This is a genomic window from Paraburkholderia rhynchosiae, from assembly GCF_002879865.1.
Taxonomy (GTDB): domain Bacteria; phylum Pseudomonadota; class Gammaproteobacteria; order Burkholderiales; family Burkholderiaceae; genus Paraburkholderia; species Paraburkholderia rhynchosiae.
Map to the genome: position 1 here is coordinate 200,674 of NZ_PNXY01000013.1, position 18,592 is coordinate 219,265.

The following is an 18,592-nucleotide window of genomic DNA, read 5'->3' on the forward strand; positions in this document are numbered from 1 at the left end:
GGAAGGCTAGCCTGCTGCTTACAGCTTAGTCCGATTCCACGCGCCGCGTGAAGTCGGCGCGCGCCGGCCGGTAGTCTGTCGGCCGCATGCCGGTCCATTTGCGGAACGCGCGATGAAACGCGCTCGGCTCCGCAAAGCCCACCGAAGCCGCAATGTCTGCGATCGTGCGCCCCGATTGCTGCAGTTCGCCGATTGCAATGTCGCGCCGCAGGTCGTCCTTGATGGACTGGTATGTGTAGCCCTCCTGCTTCAGACGCCGCCGCATCGTCGCTTCGGCGACGTGCAGGCGGGCTGCCATCTGATCGGCGGCGGGCCAGTTCGCCATGGGCAGCGCCCGCAGCATCTTGCGCACGCGCGCGGCGAGCGAGCCCGGATTGCGGTATTTGACGATGAAGTTGGCAGGCGCGTCGCGCAGAAACGCTTTGGCTGACCTGGCCGTCTGGACCACGGGCAAGTCGAGAAAAACCGTCGAGAGATCCACGTACGACTCCGGTTGATCGAACGTCATGTCGTCGCAGAACATCAGCCGGTATTCGTGCGCGGCGGGCGGCTCCGCGCAGCGAAAGCGCGCCTCTATCAAAGGGATGCGGCGTCCGACGAGCCAGCACAACAGCCCATAGACGACGATGAAATACGTCGCATACGCGAACATCGCCGGCGGCTTCATCCCTTCGCGTTCAACGAAGCGCAGCCGCACGCGCTGCGCATCCGCTTCGATGCATGCGCCGAGGTCGTCCAGTACGAGCCCCATGAAGCCGACCGCGCGCGCCAGCGCCTGCGCGCCGTTGCGCGCCGTCAGTGCGCTCTGCGTCATGGCGATGAAACTGCCGCTTTTCATGCGATGCGAATCCTGGCCGAAGAATTCGTCGTCGAGCGCGCGTGCAATGCCGACCCACAGCGCGCCATATTGCGCCGACGACACGCGGCTTTTCGGCGACGCGAGTATCGGCGCGGCGATGCCCGCGGCTTCGGCGAGCGGCAGCGCATCGAAACCGCGCGCCTTGGCGAGCGCGAGCGCTTCCTCGACGAGACTCACGGAGATCGTGCCTTTATCGGTTTTCATCAGCGTCGTTCAAGAGGTGGCGAGAATGGCAATCGCGCTCAACGTTTTTCCTTGTGACGAATGGCTAAAGCTATGGAAAAGCGTGGCAGCAGTTGCAGCACATGGTATCAGTGTGGCAAATGCGCTCATTCATTATGATCGGGCTGAGCATCGAAGCTGTGCAGCGGCTTGCCTACACTAGGCCTCGAACGCATGCACAGGAACCGGGCTCATGGACAGCTTCTACACCGACGAACAACGGATGATCCGCGACGCCGCCCGCGACTTCGCGACCGAGCGGCTCGCGCCGAACGCCGCTCAATGGGACCGCGACGCGCAACTGCCCGCTGGTGTCGTCACGCAAATGGGCGAGCTTGGTTTCCTCGGCATGATCGTGCCGCCGGAATGGGGCGGCTCTTACACCGACTACGTGGCCTACGCGCTCGCGCTCGAAGAGATCGCCGCGGGCTGCGCGGCGTGTGCGACGCTAATGAGCGTGCACAACTCGGTCGGCTGCGGTCCGATTCTCAAGTTCGGCAGCGACGCGCAAAAAGACCGCTATTTGCAGGATCTCGCGACGGGCCGGCGCATCGGCGCGTTCTGCCTGACCGAGCCGCAAGCGGGTTCGGAAGCGAACAATCTGCGCACGCGTGCCGTGCTGCATGACGGCAAGTGGATACTCAACGGCAGCAAGCAGTTCGTGACCAATGGCGCGCGCGCCGACATCGCGATTGTGTTCGCCGTGACGGACCCCGACCGCGGCAAACGTGGCCTGTCGGCGTTCATCGTGCCGACGGACACGCCCGGCTTCAATGTCGGCAAGCCGGAACACAAGCTCGGCATTCGCGCGTCCGACACCTGTCCAATTTCACTCGACGACTGCGCGGTGCCGCAGGCGAATCTGCTCGGCGAACCGGGCGAGGGCTTGCGCATCGCGCTGTCGAACCTCGAAGGCGGGCGCATCGGCATCGCCGCGCAAGCCGTGGGCATTGCGCGAGCCGCGTTCGACGCCGCGCGGGCCTATGCGAGCGAGCGCACGCAGTTCGGCAAGGCGCTGAAGGACCATCAGACGATCGGCAACATGCTCGCCGACATGGCGACGCGTCTGAACGCCGCGCGCCTGCTCGTGCATCACGCGGCGCGGCTGCGCTCGGCGGGCGAGCCGTGTTTGTCGGAGGCATCGCAGGCGAAACTGTTCGCATCCGAAACGGCCGAACAGGTCTGCTCGAACGCGATCCAGATTCATGGCGGCTACGGCTATCTCCAGGATTACGCGGTGGAGCGCCACTACCGCGACGCCCGCATCACGCAGATTTACGAAGGAACCAGCGAAGTGCAGCGCATGGTGATCGCGCGCCACGTTTAAACGCGGAGTGAACGGCGTTTGAGCGCAAAATAGCTTGCGGGTAAAACTAAACCCGAGCAAAGCGGATGCATACCGCGCCCATCAGGAGACGACCATGACCGCAGCAAAAGCTTTCTTCGACGCGCGTGACCTGTTATTGCGCCATCGAACCGACTACGACCGCGCTTATCGCGAGTTCGCATGGCCTGCGTTGGACGAGTTCAACTGGGCACTGGACTACTTCGACGTGATCGCTCGCGACAACGACAACCCCGCGTTATGGATTGTCGACGATCCGTCTGGAGACGGCCTGCGTTTGTCGTATGCGCAGATGTCGGAACGCTCGGCGCGCATGGCCAACTTTCTGCGCAGCGTGGGCGTGAAGCGCGGCGACCGCGTGTTGCTGATGCTGCCCAACCGCGTCGAGCTGTGGGACGTGATGCTCGCCGCAATGAAGCTCGGCGCGATCGTGCTGCCTGCCACGACCCAGCTTTCCGCCGACGACGTGCGCGACCGCGTGCAGATAGGCTGCGCGAACTTCGTGGTGGTGGACAGCGCGGAGCTGTCCAAATTCGATTCGCTCGACGTGCCGTTGACGCGCCTTTCAGTCGGCGCGCCGCGCGACGGCTGGATCGATATTGCAGCGGCGTATGACGCATCGCCGCAATTCACGCCTGACGGTGTGACGCGCGCCACCGATCCGCTGCTGCTTTACTTCACGTCCGGCACGACCTCGAAGCCGAAGCTGGTCGAACATACGCATCAAAGCTATCCGGTCGGCCACCTGTCGACGATGTACTGGATCGGCCTGCAACCGAACGACATCCATTGGAATATCAGCTCGCCGGGTTGGGCCAAGCACGCGTGGAGTTGCTTCTTCGCGCCGTGGAATGCGCAGGCCTGTGTGTTCGTTTTCAACTTTGCGCGTTTCGCGCCGAAAGAGACGCTGAACGTGCTGGTGCGTTTCAACGTCACCACACTGTGCGCGCCGCCGACTGTCTGGCGCATGCTCGTGCAGGAACATCTCGCCGATTATCCGGTGAAGCTGCGCGAGATTGTCGGCGCGGGCGAACCGTTGAATCCGGAGATCATCGAGCGGGTCCGGCATGCCTGGGGCATTACGATTCGCGATGGCTTCGGTCAGACGGAGACCACTTGCCAGATCGGCAATTCGCCGGGGCAGCCGGTCGTGGCCGGTTCGATGGGCCGCCCCTTGCCGGGTTACGCAATCGAACTGCTGGACGCCGACGATCAGCCCGTGACGGAAGGCGAGATCGCCTTGCCGATTGGACCTGATGGCGCGCAGCGTCCGCTCGGCCTGATGACCGGCTACGCGAACAACGAGAAGGCCACCGCGCAAGCGATGCGCAATGGTTTCTATCGCACGTCCGATGTCGCGCTGCGACGCGATGACGGCTACTACGTGTACGTGGGCCGCGCCGATGACGTTTTCAAATCGTCCGATTACCGGCTGAGCCCGTTCGAACTCGAAAGCGTGCTGATCGAACATGAGGCGATCGGCGAAGCCGCCGTCGTACCGAGCGCCGACGCGCTGCGTCTGTGCGTGCCTAAAGCATTCGTCACCGTGCGTCAGGGCTACGAAGCCGGGCCTGAACTCGCGCGCGCCGTGTTCGCATTCTCACGCGAAAAGCTTGCACCGTATAAGCGGATTCGCCGTCTGCAATTCAGCGAGTTGCCGAAAACCATCTCGGGCAAGATCCGCCGCGTCGAATTGCGGCGCCGTGAAATGGAACGCGAAGCCGAACCCGCGCGCTTGCCGGACGAGTACTGGGAAGAAGATTTCCCGGACCTGCGTTGAGCTGCGTCGAGCGTCATTCAGTATTTTCATTTTCAGTCACTGTCCGGCCGCTACGCGGCCACTGCACAGGAGTTTCAGCATGAGCGCAATTGCTTCGAACACCGTCAAGCTGCTGATCAACGGCGAGTTTGTCGAATCGAAAACCACCGAATGGCGCGACATCGTCAACCCGGCGACGCAACAAGTGCTGGCGCGCGTGCCGTTCGCGACCGCCGACGAAGTCAACGAAGCAATCCACTCGGCGCATGCCGCGTTCAAGACGTGGAAGGACACGCCAATCGGCGCACGCATGCGCATCATGCTGAAGTACCAGGCGCTGATTCGCGAGCATATGCCGCGCATCGCGAAGACCTTGAGCGCGGAGCAGGGCAAGACGATTCCCGACGCCGAAGGGGATATCTTTCGCGGGCTGGAAGTGGTCGAGCATGCCTGCTCGATCGGCACCTTGCAGCAAGGCGAATTCGCTGAAAACGTGGCGGGCGGTGTCGACACCTACACGCTGCGTCAGCCGCTCGGCGTATGCGCGGGCATCACGCCGTTCAACTTCCCCGCGATGATCCCGCTATGGATGTTCCCGATGGCGATCGTCTGCGGCAATACGTTCGTGCTGAAGCCGTCCGAGCAGGACCCTTTATCGACGATGCAACTGGTCGAACTCGCGCTCGAAGCGGGCGTGCCCAAGGGCGTGCTCAACGTCGTGCACGGCGGCAAGGATGTCGTCGACGCGTTGTGCACGCACGAGCTGATCAAGGCGATCTCGTTCGTCGGATCGACGGCGGTCGGCACGCATGTGTATCGACTCGGCAGCGAACACGGCAAGCGTGTGCAATCGATGATGGGCGCGAAGAACCACGCCGTTGTGCTGCCCGACGCCAACCGCGAGCAGACATTGAATGCGCTCGCCGGTGCGGGCTTCGGGGCGGCGGGGCAGCGTTGCATGGCGACCTCGGTGGTCGTGCTGGTCGGCGCCGCGCAGCAATGGCTGCCGGACCTCGTCGCGAAGGCGAAGACGCTGAAGGTCAACGCGGGCAATGAACCGAACACGGATATTGGCCCTGTGGTCTCGCGCGCGGCGATGCAGCGCATTCTGGGGCTGATCGAAGCGGGTGTGAAAGAAGGAGCCACGCTTGCCCTCGACGGCCGCGACGTAAAGGTGCCCGGCTACGAGCAAGGCAATTTCATCGGCCCGACGATTTTCACCGACGTCACCACTGAGATGGAAATTTATCGCACGGAAATTTTCGGCCCCGCGCTGCTCGTGCTCAACGTTGCCACGCTCGACGACGCGATCGCACTCGTCAATCGCAATCCGTTCGGCAACGGCGTCGGCCTCTTCACGCAGAGCGGCGCGGCGGCGCGCAAGTTTCAAAGCGAGATCGACGTGGGCCAGGTGGGCATCAACATTCCGATTCCAGTGCCCGTGCCGTTCTTCAGTTTCACGGGCTCGCGCGGCTCGAAGCTCGGCGATCTCGGCCCCTATGGCAAGCAGGTCGTGCAGTTCTACACGCAAACCAAAACGGTCACCGCGCGCTGGTTCGACGACGACACGGTCAACGACGGCGTGAACACGACCATCAGCCTGCGCTGAGTGAGCCTCGCAAAAAACGGAGAGGCATCATGAACATAGGCTTTATCGGACTCGGCAACATGGGTGCGCCGATGGCGCACAACCTGCTGAAGGCGGGCCACGCGGTCAACGTGTTCGACCTCAATGCACAAGCGGTGCAGGCGCTCGTCGATGCGGGCGCGAAAGCCGCCGCCTCGCCGAAAGCGGCGGTGACCGATGTGCAATGCGTGATCACGATGCTGCCCGCCGCGGCTCATGTGCGCAGCGTGCTCACCGCCGACGGCGGCGTGTTCGCCGGCATCGGGAAAGGCGTGACGATTGTCGATTCGAGCACGATCGACCCTGCGAGCGTGCAGGCCTTCGCCGAACTCGCGCAGCAACACGGCAACACGTTTGTCGATGCGCCGGTTTCGGGCGGCACTGGCGGCGCGGCGGCGGGGACACTCACCTTCATGGTTGGCGGCAGCGTGAGCGCGTATGAGGAGGTGAAGCCGGTGTTGTCGGCGATGGGCAAGAACATCGTGCATTGTGGCGATACAGGCACGGGCCAGGTCGCGAAGATCTGCAACAACCTCGTGCTCGGCATCACGATGGCGGGCGTGGCCGAGGCGATGTCGCTCGGCGAAGCACTCGGCATCGACGTAAAAGTGCTGGGCGGCATCATCAATACATCGACCGGGCGCTGCTGGAGTTCGGACACGTATAACCCCATGCCGGGCGTGATCGATAACGCGCCGTCGTCCCGCGGATATAGCGGCGGCTTCGGCACCGATCTGATGCTGAAGGACCTTGGCCTCGCCACCGACGCCGCGAAGTTCGCGCGTCAGCCGGTCTATCTCGGCGCGCTCGCGCAGCAGCTTTATCAAACGATGAGCGCAAAAGGCGCGGGACGTCTCGACTTTTCCGCAGTCATCAAGCTTTATCGTCGCGACGCTGGCAATGGAGACACGTGATGATCGAACTCGACTACGTGCACGACGGCGCCGTCGCGCAACTCACGCTCAAGCGGCCGCCCGCAAATGCATTTACGCCTGAAGGCTTGTTGCAATTGCAGCAGACGGTTGAGCGTCTGAACGGCGAGCCGCAGGTGCGGGCCATCGTGATTACCGGCGACGGCCCGAAGTTCTTCAGCGCCGGCGCCGATCTCAACACGTTCGCGGATGGCAATCGCGAAGTCGCGCGCATCGCAGCGGCGCGCTTCGGCGCGGCGTTCGAAGCATTGCAGAATGCGCGGCCCGTGGTGATCGCGGCCATCAACGGCTACGCAATGGGTGGCGGACTCGAATGCGCGCTTGCTTGCGACATCCGGATCGCGGAACAGCATGCGTCGATGGCGCTGCCCGAGACGGCAGTCGGCTTGTTGCCATGCGGGTGCGGCACCCAGACGCTGCCGTGGCTCGTCGGCGAAGGCTGGGCGAAGCGCATGATTCTCACCGGCGAGCGGGTGGACGCGGCGACCGCGTTGCGCATCGGTCTCGTCGAAGAAGTCGTGGAAAAGGGCGCTGCACGCGAAGCCGCGGTCGCGATGGCCGCGCGCGTCGCGTCGCTGAGTCCGCAAGCGATCGGCTTCAGCAAGACGCTGATTCATCAGGCGCGCCAAGGCGTGCCGCGCTCGGCTGCGCTTGCGCTGGAACGCGAACGTTTCGTCGATCTGTTCGACGGCGCCGATCAGCGCGAAGGCGTCAACGCGTTCCTCGAAAAACGTCCGCCGCGCTGGGAAGTCACGCGGACCGCACACGCAGACAAGGAGACGCAACGATGAGCGCCTTGCAAAGCGCCGTCTCCGACGTCGCGCTCGAGCCGAGCGTTGAAGCTGAACGCGAGATTCTGTTTCGCGTGATCAACCGCGTCGCGATCATCACGCTGAACCGGCCCGCTGCGCTCAATGCGCTGTCGCATGCGATGATTCGCGAACTCGCCGTGCTCGTCGAACATTGCCGCAACGACGAGGGCATCGTCGCGCTCGTGCTCAAAGGTGCCGGAAACAAGGGATTTTGCGCGGGCGGCGACGTGCGCGAGGTGCATCGGCTCGCGACGAACGGCGACAATCGCTGGCTCGCATTTTTCGTCGACGAATACCGGCTGGATTACGCGTTGCACACGTTTTCGAAGCCGGTGGTCGCGCTGGTCGACGGAATTGCAATGGGCGGCGGCATGGGGCTCGGGCAGGCGGCGCGGCTGCGCATCGTCACCGAGCGCAGCAAGATCGCGATGCCGGAGACGCGCATCGGCTTCTTGCCGGATGTCGGCGCAACGCGCTTTTTGAGCGTGATGTCGGCGGAGTCCGAGTTGTATGTGGGGCTGACCGGCGCGACGTTGTCCGGCGCCGACGCGTTGCGGCTGCAACTAGCCGATCTGTGCGTGCCGGCCGAATGGCTGGCTTCTTTCGAAGAGCGCTTGCGGCGCATGTCCCATGAAGGCGATCTCATCAGCGCGTTGCGCGGTGTGTTCGAGCCGCCGTGCAACATCGTGCCGCATGCCGCGTTGGGGCCGCTTACGTCACTCATCCTGCGGCATTTCGATCGGCGCTCGAGCCTCGACAGAATGATGGCGACGTTGCGGCACGATCTTGAACGCGAGCCGCCGCGCGAAGTCAGGCAGTGGTTGCAGTCCACTTATGATTCGCTCGCCGCCCACTCGCCGAGCATGCTCTACGTCACGCGCGAGGCGCTGCTGCGAGGCCGGCAGATGACGCTCGCCGAATGCTTCCGGATGGAACTGGGCATCGTCAAACGGGCGATCGAGGAGGGCGATTTCTGCGAAGGCGTGAGGGCGCAGTTGATCGATAAAGATCGCAAAGCGCGCTGGGCGCCCGCTACGCTCGCTGAAGTGCGGCCCGAGCGCGTCAGGCATTTTCTCGCTTCGCCGTGGAAGCGGGACGCGCATCCGTTAGCGGATCTGGGCGCGGAGTAGAGTTGATGCGCTCCAGACTGATTTCGGTTCAAGGCTCTAGCCGTTGTCACCGCCGGCAACCGGCAACACGGCACCCGTGATGTAGCCAGCTTCGTCGGATGCCAGAAAGAGAATCGGCGCGATTTGCTCTTCAAGCGTCCCATAGCGCTTGAAGAACGTGGAATCAGCCACCTGCTTCACGGCTTCCCTCATCCACACCCTCTCCTGGTCGTTATCTCCGGCTGTGTTGCGGGGCACGCGTCGCGGCGGCGCCTCTGTCCCGCCCGGGGCAGCAGCGACCACGCGGATGTTGCGTTCGCCGTACTCCATCGCGAGCGACTGAGTCAGGGCGTTGACGCCGCCTTTGGCAGCCGAGTAGGGCACGCGGCGAATACCTCGTGTGGCATTCGATGAGACGTTGACAATGGTTCCCCGGCCTTGCCTCAGCATCTGCGGCAGGACCGCGTGGCACGCATACAGGGTCGGCATCAGGGAGCGGCGGATTTCAGCATCGATCTGGGCCGGTTCGAACTCCGCGAAAGGCCGCATGCGAATGGCACCGCCCACCCCATTGACGAGGATGTCAATCCGGCCAAACTTTTGCGCCGCGAAAGCCATTGTCGAAGCTGCGCCTTCATACGTCTCGAGGTCTGCGACGAAGCCGGCTGTCTGGGCACCAACCACCTCGGCGGCGACATCGGAGACAAACTCGGCGCGGTCCACCAACAGCACTTTCGCGCCCTCCGATGCTGCACGCAGGGCGACGCCCCGCCCGATTCCCTGCGCCGCTCCCGTGACGACCATCACCTTGCCTTCGAACCGTTGGGCGTTCATGCGTCCACCGGGGCGACGTTGGGGGTAAATTTTTCGTAGTGAAAGCTGGTTGGCTCTACACCGTTTTCGTCGAAGTATTTGCGCACAGCATCCACCATCGGCGGCGGGCCGCACAGGTACACGTCGACATCTCCGTCGTTCAGACATTCTGCGGGCATGTGCTGGGTCACCCAGCCCTTGCGCGGGTGGCCGGATTCGGCCGCGGCCACAACGGTGCTAAACGTGAAATTCGGAAGTTTTTCCGTGTATGCCTGGATGGCCTCGACCAGCACCAGGTCGAGGTCTCGGGTCACGCCATAGATGAGGTGCACCTTCTGCTGAGAGTTCGCACGGGCCAGCACTTCCAGCATCGACAGGAACGGAGCGAGCCCCGTGCCGCCTGCGAGGAACAGCAAGGGGCGTTCGACAGCACGCAAATAGAAAATGCCCATCGGTCCGGTTAGCTGAACCTTGTTGCCCGGCTGGGCCGATTCGAGCCAGGTGCTCATTACGCCACCGGAAATCTTCTTAATCAAAAAGCTGATTTTCGATTCGCCGGGCGACGATGAGAACGAGTAGGAGCGGCGTTGGCCACTGCCGGGCACATCGATGTTGACGTACTGACCGGCAAGGAAGACGGGCGGAGCGCCGTCCACGTCCATCTCAAGCACGACGGCCGCGTCGTTGTGCTCCTCGACCTTTGTGACCGTCGCGGCGAACTTGCTGTGCTCAGTCTTGCAGGCCATCGACGATGCCGGGACGGCAATGACACAATTGCTCTCGGGAACCATCTGACATGTGAGGACGAAACCGCTCTGCTTCTCGTCGTCGGTAAGCGCGTCCTCTATGTAGTCATCGCCCAAATCGTAGCTGCCGCTCTCCGCCCGGCATTTGCAGGTACCGCATACGCCGTCAGAACAGTCCATCGGCAAGTTAATCCTGGCGCGAAAGGCTGCATCGAGAACCTTCTCGCCGGCCTTGCATTCGACGAAGCGGGTTACTCCGTCTTCGAAGTTAAGTGCAATGTTGTAGCTGGACATGTTGTCTCCTACTTCCTTGTCTCTGTCCGACCGGTCGCATCAAACGTGATAGACGTCGAGCACCTGTCGGATATAGTCGTTCTTAAGCGCAATCTTCTTGCTGGAAATCAGCAGACGGTCGTCGACCGTGCGCAAGGTTACGTATATCGTGCCGAAGAACTGGTCCGTAATCTTGTAGCGGTGAATAAGCGTGTTGAAGTTGTATCGAAGGTCCACTTCGCCATCACGTTCAGCCAGCACTTCCACATTGGTCACGTTGTGACTCGTGCGCGGTTCTGGCATCGAAGCGCCGCTTCGCTCGGTTTTGATGCGGAATACGCGGTCTTCGAGGCCACCCCGGTCCGGGTAGTACATCAACGAGATTTGCCTCTGTGGGTCCTCCGTCAGCGTGTCGTCGTCGTCCCACGCCGGCATCCAGTAAGTGACGTCCTCCGTGTAGCAGGCGAGCCACTCGTCCCATTGACGGTCATCGAGGAAACGGGCTTCCTGATAAAGGGCGCGACAGAGTTTTTGATAGTCGAAGCTCATACCGACGCCTCCACTTGTTCTTTTCGCAACGCTTCGCGCATCACCTGCAGCCAGTATTCGTGCTGAACCACAAAGAGCCCCTCATCTTCGCTGCGCTCACCAGAGATGAGCGGATTCAGGCCCATGCTCCTGGCGTTTTCATCCGGTCCGTGAATCCACAGAGGAGCACCGCGCGAGAGGTCGTTCCACATTGTCGTTGAACCGGCGTACCCGGACTGACACGCGCGGAATTCTTCGAGGTCGTCACTGGTCCCCATGCCCGATACGTTGAAGAAATCTTCGTATTGGCGAATGCGGGTCGCGCGGTCTTCGGCACTCTCGCCCTTGGGCGCGAAGCAGAAGATGCTGACTTCGGTCCTGTCCACGCTAATCGGACGGACCACGCGAATCTGCGTGCTGAACTGGTCCATCAGGAAAACGTTGGGATAAAGGCACAGATTGCGGGTCTGGTTGACGACGAATTTCCCTTTGTCTTCGCCGACGCGCGCTGTGATTTCGTCGCGGTGCCGATAAACTGGCCTCACTTCCGGGTTCATGGTGTTGGTCCACAGCAGGATATGACCGTGCTCGAATCCGTACACGCCGGCAACCGACTTGCTCCAGCTATTCGCATCCACTGCCTTGGTGCCTTCGACCTTGCGACGGCCCATCGTTGCGGCGTAGTTCCAGTGGACGGTGCTGACGTGATAACCGTCGCAGCCGTTCTCCATCTGCATCTTCCAGTTGCCGTCGTAGACATACGAAGAGTTCCCGCGCAATACTTCCAGGCCGTCCGGCGCTTGTGCAACGATCTGGTCGATGATGACCTTCGTCTCACCGAGGTAATCCTCGAGCGGCATGACGTCGGCATTCAGGCTGCCGAACAGGAAACCGCGGTAGTTCTGAAAGCGCGCAACCTTCTTCAGGTCGTGCGAGCCTTGCTTGTTGAATTGCACAGGGTATTCGGTGGTCTTCTCGTCCTTTACTTTCAGGAGCTTGCCGACGTTCGAGAACGTCCATCCATGAAAAGGACAGGTGAAGCTGGTCTTGTTGCCATGCTTGCGACGACACAGCATTGCACCTTTGTGCGCGCAGGCATTGATGACCGCGTGTAATTCACCGGTTTTGTCGCGCGTGACAACTATCGGCTGGCGACCAATCCACGTGGTGTAGTAGTCGTTGTTGTCAGGAATCTGGCTTTCGTGCGCCAGATAAACCCAGTTACTCTCGAAGATATGCTTCATCTCGAGTTCGTACAGATCGGCATTGGTGAAGATGTCGCGGCGGCAACGGAAAACACCGTTTTCTTGGTCGTCCTGCACGGCGTTACTCAGCAGGTCTTCCAGCTTCAACGCCTTGTCGATAGTTGCAGACATGTTTGCTCTCCCTATGCGGGCTCCGCGGCGGAGCCCTTGCATCGGTTCAATGATTTATGCGGAGAATCAGGCAGCTAGTCGTTCAGAAAGCTGCCATGTTGAGCGGTTACGCCGCAGCTGATGCGCGCGGGCGATTGACGAGCTGGTTGTCTTTACCCTTAATCAGTGGACTCAGCGCAATGTCGAACTGAATGTCTTTGTACGCATCGGCCTTGAGACCCAGGGCCACGCCGCCCGTCTTGTCGACCACTTGAGGAACGAGTTCCTCACGAGTCGCATAGGCGAAGTCGTCCCAAATGAGCGGGTCGCCTTCGATGTTGATTTGCGTCGTTAGCTTGCGCGTTTTATCGCTGGTGACGAAGAAGTGCACATGCGCCGGACGATTACCGTGCCGGGCAATCATGTTCAGCAGTTGCTGGGTGGCGCCGTGCGGCGGGCAGCCGTAGCCCACTGGCATGAGTGTGCGGAATTCGTATTTGCCATCGGCGCCGGTTCGCACTGCGCCGCGAAGGTTGAACTCGCTTTGTGCGCCGGTCGGGTCGAAGTGCGAATAGAAACCCTTCGAGTTGGCGTGCCAGCATTCGACCACCGCTCCCGCCACAGGCTTGCCGTCGGGCCCAGTCACAGTGCCATGGATGATGAGTGGGCCAGCGTCTGCGTCAGGGTTGACGTCGATTTTCGACACACGGTCGCGGACCGGCGCGCCGGCGACATACAACGGCCCTTCAATGGTTCGCGGCGTGCCGCCATGGACGTCTGCCTCAAGGTCCTGGGCATCCATCCGGATGTCGAGATACTTTTCCAGACCAAGGCCAGCAGCCAGAAGCGCCGCTTCGCCGTCTTGTCCGAGTTTATTGAAGTAGGTCACGCCGGCCCAAATTTCATCGGGGGTCATGTCGAGGTCTTCGATGGCCTTGAACAAGTCGCCCAGCAAGCGATGGGTAATCTCCTTGGCGCGGGCGTTGCCGTCCTCGCAACCAAGATTTGCGGCGGCCTTGAGAAGGTCCTGCACTTCGTTAGTTTCAAATACTTTGGCGTTCATTGTCTGCTCCTGACTCTCTAATTCTTTGCTGGGGGTTAACCCTTGTTTCCGATGGGTTCGAGTATGCCCGGAAGGTATAATCGGGCCGTGAAACGCGGTCTGAATGCAGGATAGTTGACGGCAAATGGACCGGTCCAACACCGATTTAGTATTGGGCTATATCTGGGAGGTATTGAATGGAGCTGCGACACCTCCGGTACTTTGTGGCGGTTGCCGAGGAGCGGAACTTCACGCGGGCCGCGCAGCGGCTTCACATCGCGCAGCCACCGCTCAGTCGGCAGATACAGCAACTGGAAGAGACCTTGGGCGTGCAACTCTTTGAAAGAAACTCGCGCCCTCTGAAACTGACGGAGACGGGCAAGTTCTTCTACGGCCACGCGGTGCAATTGCTGGCACAGACTGCAGAGCTCGAGTCGATGACACGACGGGTGGGCAACATCGAGCGCAGCATGTCTGTCGGTTTTGTCGCATCGACCCTGTACGGGTTGCTGCCAAAAATAATTCGCCGCTTTCGCGACGAGAATCCGACGGTTGAACTCAGCCTTCACGAGATGTCGACTACAGACCAGATAAGGGCGCTCAAGGACGGACGGATTGACGTCGGTTTTGGCCGCATCCGGCTAGAGGATGCGAACATTCGGCGAGTGGTTCTGCGAGAAGAAAAGATGATTGTCGCGTTTCCTCTCGGCCACCCGCTCTCGATTTCCAAGCCTGTTTCGGCCTTGCGGGACCTGGTTAGCGAAACGCTCATCGTCTACCCGAAAACGCCGCGTCCGAGCTACGCAGACCAGGTCCTCGCTGCCTTTCAGGACCGAGGATTGAAGCCGCGAAAAATCTATGAAGTCCGCGAAATCCAGATTGCGCTCGGGCTAGTTGCGGCCGGCGAAGGGATTTCCATCGTCCCGAGCAGCGTCTATGGTCTGAAGCGAGACGACGTGAGCTATAAGGAACTGGACGACCCGACGTTGGTGTCGCCAATCATCATGAGTGTGCGTGCGATGGACGAGTCGCGCGACATCAGCGAGATGCTCAATCTGATTTATCGACTGTACGAGGAAGAGCAGGTCGCTTCCGTCGCCCGTACAGACGGGGGGCGGTAAGCCGGTTATACCTCGGGGGTATGACACTAGACGTCGATGGTCTTGGACAGGGGAAGATTGCGCGCGCAATACTTCAGTAACCTATCCATCTCGTCACCTCAGGTATGAACCCCCAAATCACCTCCGTCGAAGCGATTTTAGTTGACCTTCCAACCATTCGCGCGCATCAGCTTTCCATGGCGACGATGCAGCAACAAACCATGGTCATCATCCGCCTTCGCGCGAGCGACGACATTGAGGGCATTGGGGAAGCCACGACCATCGGTGGTCTCTCTTACGGCGAAGAAAGTCCCGAAGGCATCAAACTGACCATCGACACATACCTGGCCCCGGTGTTGGTCGGGCAGGATGCGACCAACGTTAACGACGCCATGCTCAAGCTGAACAAGGTTGCGCGTGGCAATCGGTTCGCCAAGTCCGGTATTGAAACGGCGCTGCTGGACGCGCAGGGCAAACGTCTTGGCGTGCCATTGTCGGCGCTGCTCGGCGGAGCAGTTCGCAAGACCCTCCCGGTCCTTTGGACGCTCGCGAGCGGCGACACCAATCGCGACATAGAAGAAGCCGAAATGCTTCTCGCTGAACGTCGGCACAATACGTTCAAGCTGAAGATTGGACGGCGTAGCGTTCGCGACGACGTCGCTCACGTGTCCAAAATCAAGGCAGCCTTCGGCGAACGCGCGAGGATTACCGTGGACGTGAATCAGGCATGGAACGAAATCGATGCCGCGCTGGGAATTGCCGCGCTGGAAGCCGCCGGCATCGACCTCATCGAGCAACCGACGCCTCGCGAGCAACGCGGCGCGCTTGCCCGACTCGCTGCTCGTTTCGTCGTGCCGATTATGGCAGACGAGGGGGTAACGGGTCCCGAAGACGCTCTCGAACTCGTACGTGGCTCATGCGCTGATGTTTTCGCATTAAAGATTGCGAAGTCCGGTGGCATCTACGGAATGATGCGGACTGCGGCCATCGCCGACGCCGCCGGCGTGGCGCTGTACGGCGGCACCATGCTCGAAGGCAGCATCGGCTCGATTGCTTCTGCGCATGGATTCGGCGCACTTCCCCAACTGTCATGGGGCACTGAGCTCTTTGGCCCACTCTTGCTCAAGGATGACGTGGTGACGGCTCGCCCCCACTATCGCGATTTCGACTTGCATATTCCTGACGGGCCAGGGCTCGGACTCCAAATCGATGAAGAGAAGCTTGCTTTCTACCGGCGCGATAAAAAGGCGTGAGCACACCAGGTCATTCGACAGTCAAAATGACGCAATCACCCAGCAACGGGAGAAGAGCGTCTCGTAAGGAGCAAAAATGCTGTATCTCGCAAGAATGGACGTACACCTGCCGCAAGATATGCCGGTTGTTCAAGCCAATGAAATCAAGGCCCGCGAAAAGGCATATTCGCAAGAGCTACAACGACAGGGGAAATGGCAGCAGTTGCACCGGGTCGTTGGGCGGTATGCGAACTACAGTATCTTCGACGTCGACTCGCACGACGAACTGCACGAGATTCTTTCAGGCCTACCGCTATTTCCATACATGTCGATTGAGGTGACCGCGCTTGCACGTCACCCTTCGTCTATACGATAGAGGCAGCGCTGGTGGTGGGTCAGTGCGGAACCGGCGACCTGATTAGCGCCATTGAAGAAGGGTGCTGCCACAGCCACAGCGCCTTCAATCAATTCGTGACGACTGGTACCGGAACCTTTGACTCGGATTTCTTCAATGTCGTCATCAGCGCTGACACGTCCTGACTCGGGAAAGGCCTCATCGTCGTGTCGGCGCTCCCGGCGGTGATCGGCTGGCTGTACGGGCATTCCACCGGGATCGAAATGGCGACCCTGCTGGGCTTCCTGCTGTTCACGCTCACATAGCTGATGGGGGCGCTGGGCATTGCGAGGTATATCCCCGAGCTCTTCGCTACGGAGAACCGCATGCGTGCGAACGGCATCGCCGGCTGCGCCGGGCGTATCACCGGCATCCGGCCCAGAACCAGACATCGCCGCGATCACTCACGAAGCCGCGACGGTGTTTGTGGAAAAAAGGAGCGTCAACGCATTCTTGAGACGGGCGTCCAAGCCCTCACCGGGCCAGGTAGAAATCCAAGGGGGTAAGCTTGGCTGTCAGTGCCTGACGAGGACGATAATCGACTGGAGCGGTTCGCTGCTCGCATGGTCCGAATGTCGGTATTCTGTTGAGCATGGAGCGCGCACCGACGCTTTGCGGGGACAGACAATGGTCGCAACCAGGATTCGATCGAAGCCTGCGCCGACCCGATGCCAAATTCCAGGTGCGTTCGAAATTAACGACACCTTAATCTTCGGAGCCGTCTTGATTAAGCTTTACCACTGCATGAGTGCTCGTTCATTCCGGCCTCTCTGGATGCTGGAGGAATTGGGCGTTCCCTACGAGCTAGTGATGTTGCCGTTCCCTCCCCGAGTGCTCCAGCGCACTTATCTCGACGTCAATCCGCTAGGGACGATTCCCTTGCTGATTGACGGCCAAACGCGAATGACCGAGTCGGCCGCGATTTGCCAATACCTCTGCGCAGTCCATGCGCCCACGCCTTTGCAGGTCGAACCGCATGATCACGGGTTTGGCGCATACCTGAACTACCTTCATTTTGGCGAAGCCACGCTTACATTCCCGCAGACGCTCGTGTTGCGATATTCCCGCTTTGAGCCCGAGCATCGGCGGCAGCCTTCGGTGGCGGAAGACTACGCGAAATGGTTTCTGGCCAGACTGCGATCACTGGAGCCGCTGCTTGCGACCCGGGATTTTCTGTGTGCAGATCGCTTTACGGCCGCGGATGTGTCTGTCGGATATGCGCTGATGCTTGCACAACATCTTGGGCTGAGCGCCCAGTTTACGCCCGCCGTGACAGCGTATTGGGAGCGGCTGCAAGAGAGAAACGCATATGTGCGCGCGTTGCAGGCACAAGAAGCCTCGGCGCGCGCGCAAGGCGTGTCGACTGTCCCGGCTCCCGACACTCGATGATTTTGGCGAATCTTAAGTTAGGCGAGGGCGATGAGGGCAATCCTCCTACTAACGTCGACAAGAGCTGCAACCGATCAGCGTAAGCGCGGCGCACCTTCCGCCAGTTGCGATATGCCCCGACCAAAAGAGAAATTCTCGTTCGGTACCGGAACCGATCAGTGGCGCCCAGGACGAGAGCGTGCCCCCGCTGTCACTGCTTCCCCAAATGCCAATCCGATCGGCATCGACTTTGGGGGCAAGCCTCCAGCCAGGAGATCGCGCAACGCCAGTCGTTAACCTGTACCCACGGGGCGATGTCCTGGCGCGCGAGACCATCGCCGTGCGGCGTCTGTTACCGCCTCTTTCGTCTGGCGGCGCCCCAATAACCTCGCCGTAGCCCCGTTTCCACATCCCGCTCATCGAACCTGGCGTGCAGATCTCCCGCACCGGGCTCCCGGACAGGATCACGCCTTCACACACGCCAGGCTATGCCCCCACGTGAGCTCAGACGTACGAGACCGCAGTACCGGTAGAGATGCGGGGATGGATAAATCCCGCCCCTGCGACGTCTGAGGTTGTACTTGTTGCAATACCCTTTGCCGCCGCGAAGGCTCGTGCGACGTGGATACCGCATGGCGTTTCCCGATTTGCTCCTGCAAGACGAAATGCCACTTGCGCCTGCACGCCGCGCCGCCCGCGCCGCTCGTGCACTGCGGGCATGTCCGTTGCGCATTGAACGCCTACACGATTACATATGGAGGACATCATGAGCACATTGGATCCACGAGGCACCGCATCAGGGGCCGGCGGTGCAGACATTGTCGGCAGTGGCACGGGCGACGGTCCCGGGCCGGAGGTCATGGCCGCAGCGACGCTTGACGGCACCCAAGTGGTTTCGTCGGACGGGGAAGATGTCGGCAAGATTTCGGACATCATGCTCGACGTGCGTAGCGGCAGGATTGCGTACGCCGTGCTGTCGGAAGGCGGCTTTCTCGGCATGGGCACGAACCTGCATGCGATACCGTGGAACGCACTCACGCTGGATACCGACGCAAAGTGTTTCCGTGTCAGCATCG

Annotated in this window: 18 protein-coding genes; 11 read left to right on the top strand and 7 right to left on the bottom strand. The window is 61.0% G+C overall.

Annotated features, from left to right (window positions below):
* Positions 1-25: 25 nt before the first annotated feature.
* A complete protein-coding gene (locus C0Z16_RS19785) occupies positions 26-1,063 on the bottom strand; it encodes an AraC family transcriptional regulator (RefSeq protein WP_102633799.1) in 1,038 nt (345 codons plus the stop codon).
* A gap of 211 nt (positions 1,064-1,274) precedes the next feature.
* Between C0Z16_RS19785 and C0Z16_RS19790 the strand changes: the two genes are divergently transcribed.
* The 6 genes from C0Z16_RS19790 to C0Z16_RS19815 all read left to right on the top strand — a co-directional run bounded on the left by C0Z16_RS19790 (position 1,275) and on the right by C0Z16_RS19815 (position 8,686).
* Positions 1,275-2,408: an acyl-CoA dehydrogenase family protein gene (locus C0Z16_RS19790; RefSeq protein WP_102633800.1), complete on the top strand. Its 1,134-nt coding sequence runs from the start codon at positions 1,275-1,277 to the stop codon at positions 2,406-2,408.
* 94 nt (positions 2,409-2,502) lie between these two features.
* The gene (locus tag C0Z16_RS19795; RefSeq protein ID WP_102633801.1) at positions 2,503-4,206 is read left to right on the top strand and encodes an AMP-binding protein; all 1,704 of its coding nucleotides are present in this window, start codon (positions 2,503-2,505) and stop codon (positions 4,204-4,206) included.
* Between the two features lie 79 nt (positions 4,207-4,285).
* On the top strand, positions 4,286-5,794 hold the full coding sequence (locus tag C0Z16_RS19800; RefSeq protein ID WP_102633802.1) for a CoA-acylating methylmalonate-semialdehyde dehydrogenase: 1,509 nt from the start codon (positions 4,286-4,288) through the stop codon (positions 5,792-5,794).
* 29 nt (positions 5,795-5,823) lie between these two features.
* The gene (gene mmsB, locus C0Z16_RS19805) at positions 5,824-6,726 is read left to right on the top strand and encodes a 3-hydroxyisobutyrate dehydrogenase (protein ID WP_102633803.1); all 903 of its coding nucleotides are present in this window, start codon (positions 5,824-5,826) and stop codon (positions 6,724-6,726) included.
* A complete protein-coding gene (locus tag C0Z16_RS19810) occupies positions 6,726-7,535 on the top strand; it encodes an enoyl-CoA hydratase (protein ID WP_102633804.1) in 810 nt (269 codons plus the stop codon). Before mmsB ends, C0Z16_RS19810 begins: the two co-directional genes overlap by 1 nt.
* Positions 7,532-8,686 (top strand): enoyl-CoA hydratase/isomerase family protein, encoded by a 1,155-nt coding sequence (locus C0Z16_RS19815; RefSeq protein WP_102633805.1) that lies wholly within the window; start codon positions 7,532-7,534, stop codon positions 8,684-8,686. Before C0Z16_RS19810 ends, C0Z16_RS19815 begins: the two co-directional genes overlap by 4 nt.
* A 36-nt stretch (positions 8,687-8,722) precedes the next feature.
* Here the strand turns inward: C0Z16_RS19815 and benD are convergent, their stop codons facing one another.
* The 5 genes from benD to catA form a co-directional block, all read right to left on the bottom strand.
* Entirely contained in the window at positions 8,723-9,499 is a 777-nt protein-coding gene (gene benD / locus C0Z16_RS19820; protein WP_102633806.1) for a benzoate diol dehydrogenase BenD, read from the bottom strand.
* Positions 9,496-10,518, bottom strand: coding sequence for a benzoate 1,2-dioxygenase electron transfer component BenC (gene benC, locus C0Z16_RS19825; RefSeq protein WP_102633807.1), 1,023 nt, complete (start codon positions 10,516-10,518; stop codon positions 9,496-9,498). The genes benD and benC overlap by 4 nt, the downstream gene beginning before the upstream one ends.
* A gap of 39 nt (positions 10,519-10,557) precedes the next feature.
* Positions 10,558-11,046, bottom strand: coding sequence for a benzoate 1,2-dioxygenase small subunit (gene benB / locus C0Z16_RS19830; RefSeq protein ID WP_102633808.1), 489 nt, complete (start codon positions 11,044-11,046; stop codon positions 10,558-10,560).
* Positions 11,043-12,401: a Rieske 2Fe-2S domain-containing protein gene (locus C0Z16_RS19835; protein ID WP_102633809.1), complete on the bottom strand. Its 1,359-nt coding sequence runs from the start codon at positions 12,399-12,401 to the stop codon at positions 11,043-11,045. The genes benB and C0Z16_RS19835 overlap by 4 nt, the downstream gene beginning before the upstream one ends.
* Positions 12,402-12,507: 106 nt before the next feature.
* The gene (gene catA, locus C0Z16_RS19840; RefSeq protein WP_102633810.1) at positions 12,508-13,443 is read right to left on the bottom strand and encodes a catechol 1,2-dioxygenase; all 936 of its coding nucleotides are present in this window, start codon (positions 13,441-13,443) and stop codon (positions 12,508-12,510) included.
* Between the two features lie 176 nt (positions 13,444-13,619).
* Here catA and C0Z16_RS19845 point away from each other — a divergent pair, with 176 nt between their 5' ends.
* The 3 genes from C0Z16_RS19845 (at position 13,620) to catC (ending at position 16,130) form a co-directional block, all read left to right on the top strand.
* Positions 13,620-14,543: a LysR family transcriptional regulator gene (locus C0Z16_RS19845; protein ID WP_102633811.1), complete on the top strand. Its 924-nt coding sequence runs from the start codon at positions 13,620-13,622 to the stop codon at positions 14,541-14,543.
* A gap of 104 nt (positions 14,544-14,647) precedes the next feature.
* On the top strand, positions 14,648-15,775 hold the full coding sequence (locus C0Z16_RS19850) for a muconate/chloromuconate family cycloisomerase (RefSeq protein ID WP_102633812.1): 1,128 nt from the start codon (positions 14,648-14,650) through the stop codon (positions 15,773-15,775).
* 76 nt (positions 15,776-15,851) lie between these two features.
* A complete protein-coding gene (catC, locus tag C0Z16_RS19855; RefSeq protein ID WP_102633813.1) occupies positions 15,852-16,130 on the top strand; it encodes a muconolactone Delta-isomerase in 279 nt (92 codons plus the stop codon).
* Here the strand turns inward: catC and C0Z16_RS38810 are convergent.
* Entirely contained in the window at positions 16,109-16,552 is a 444-nt protein-coding gene (locus tag C0Z16_RS38810) for an IclR family transcriptional regulator (RefSeq protein WP_244201283.1), read from the bottom strand. The genes catC and C0Z16_RS38810 overlap by 22 nt on opposite strands.
* Positions 16,553-16,871: 319 nt before the next feature.
* Between C0Z16_RS38810 and C0Z16_RS19870 the strand changes: the two genes are divergently transcribed.
* A complete protein-coding gene (locus C0Z16_RS19870) occupies positions 16,872-17,537 on the top strand; it encodes a glutathione S-transferase family protein (RefSeq protein ID WP_102633832.1) in 666 nt (221 codons plus the stop codon).
* Between the two features lie 745 nt (positions 17,538-18,282).
* A partial coding sequence (locus tag C0Z16_RS19875; RefSeq protein ID WP_102633833.1) for a PRC-barrel domain-containing protein occupies positions 18,283-18,592 on the top strand: 310 nt, incomplete at its 3' end.

Bases quoted from the DNA above. Each gene is read 5' to 3' on its own strand.
- benC (WP_102633807.1), bottom strand. From the start codon at position 10,518: ATGTCCAGCTACAACATTGCACTTAACTTCGAAGACGGAGTAACCCGC.
- C0Z16_RS19790 (WP_102633800.1), top strand. From the start codon at position 1,275: ATGGACAGCTTCTACACCGACGAACAACGGATGATCCGCGACGCCGCC.
- C0Z16_RS19835 (WP_102633809.1), bottom strand. From the start codon at position 12,401: ATGTCTGCAACTATCGACAAGGCGTTGAAGCTGGAAGACCTGCTGAGT.
- C0Z16_RS19795 (WP_102633801.1), top strand. From the start codon at position 2,503: ATGACCGCAGCAAAAGCTTTCTTCGACGCGCGTGACCTGTTATTGCGC.
- C0Z16_RS19800 (WP_102633802.1), top strand. From the start codon at position 4,286: ATGAGCGCAATTGCTTCGAACACCGTCAAGCTGCTGATCAACGGCGAG.
- C0Z16_RS19810 (WP_102633804.1), top strand. From the start codon at position 6,726: ATGATCGAACTCGACTACGTGCACGACGGCGCCGTCGCGCAACTCACG.
- mmsB (WP_102633803.1), top strand. From the start codon at position 5,824: ATGAACATAGGCTTTATCGGACTCGGCAACATGGGTGCGCCGATGGCG.
- benB (WP_102633808.1), bottom strand. From the start codon at position 11,046: ATGAGCTTCGACTATCAAAAACTCTGTCGCGCCCTTTATCAGGAAGCC.
- catC (WP_102633813.1), top strand. From the start codon at position 15,852: ATGCTGTATCTCGCAAGAATGGACGTACACCTGCCGCAAGATATGCCG.
- benD (WP_102633806.1), bottom strand. From the start codon at position 9,499: ATGAACGCCCAACGGTTCGAAGGCAAGGTGATGGTCGTCACGGGAGCG.
- C0Z16_RS19850 (WP_102633812.1), top strand. From the start codon at position 14,648: ATGAACCCCCAAATCACCTCCGTCGAAGCGATTTTAGTTGACCTTCCA.
- C0Z16_RS19815 (WP_102633805.1), top strand. From the start codon at position 7,532: ATGAGCGCCTTGCAAAGCGCCGTCTCCGACGTCGCGCTCGAGCCGAGC.
- C0Z16_RS19785 (WP_102633799.1), bottom strand. From the start codon at position 1,063: ATGAAAACCGATAAAGGCACGATCTCCGTGAGTCTCGTCGAGGAAGCG.
- catA (WP_102633810.1), bottom strand. From the start codon at position 13,443: ATGAACGCCAAAGTATTTGAAACTAACGAAGTGCAGGACCTTCTCAAG.
- C0Z16_RS19845 (WP_102633811.1), top strand. From the start codon at position 13,620: ATGGAGCTGCGACACCTCCGGTACTTTGTGGCGGTTGCCGAGGAGCGG.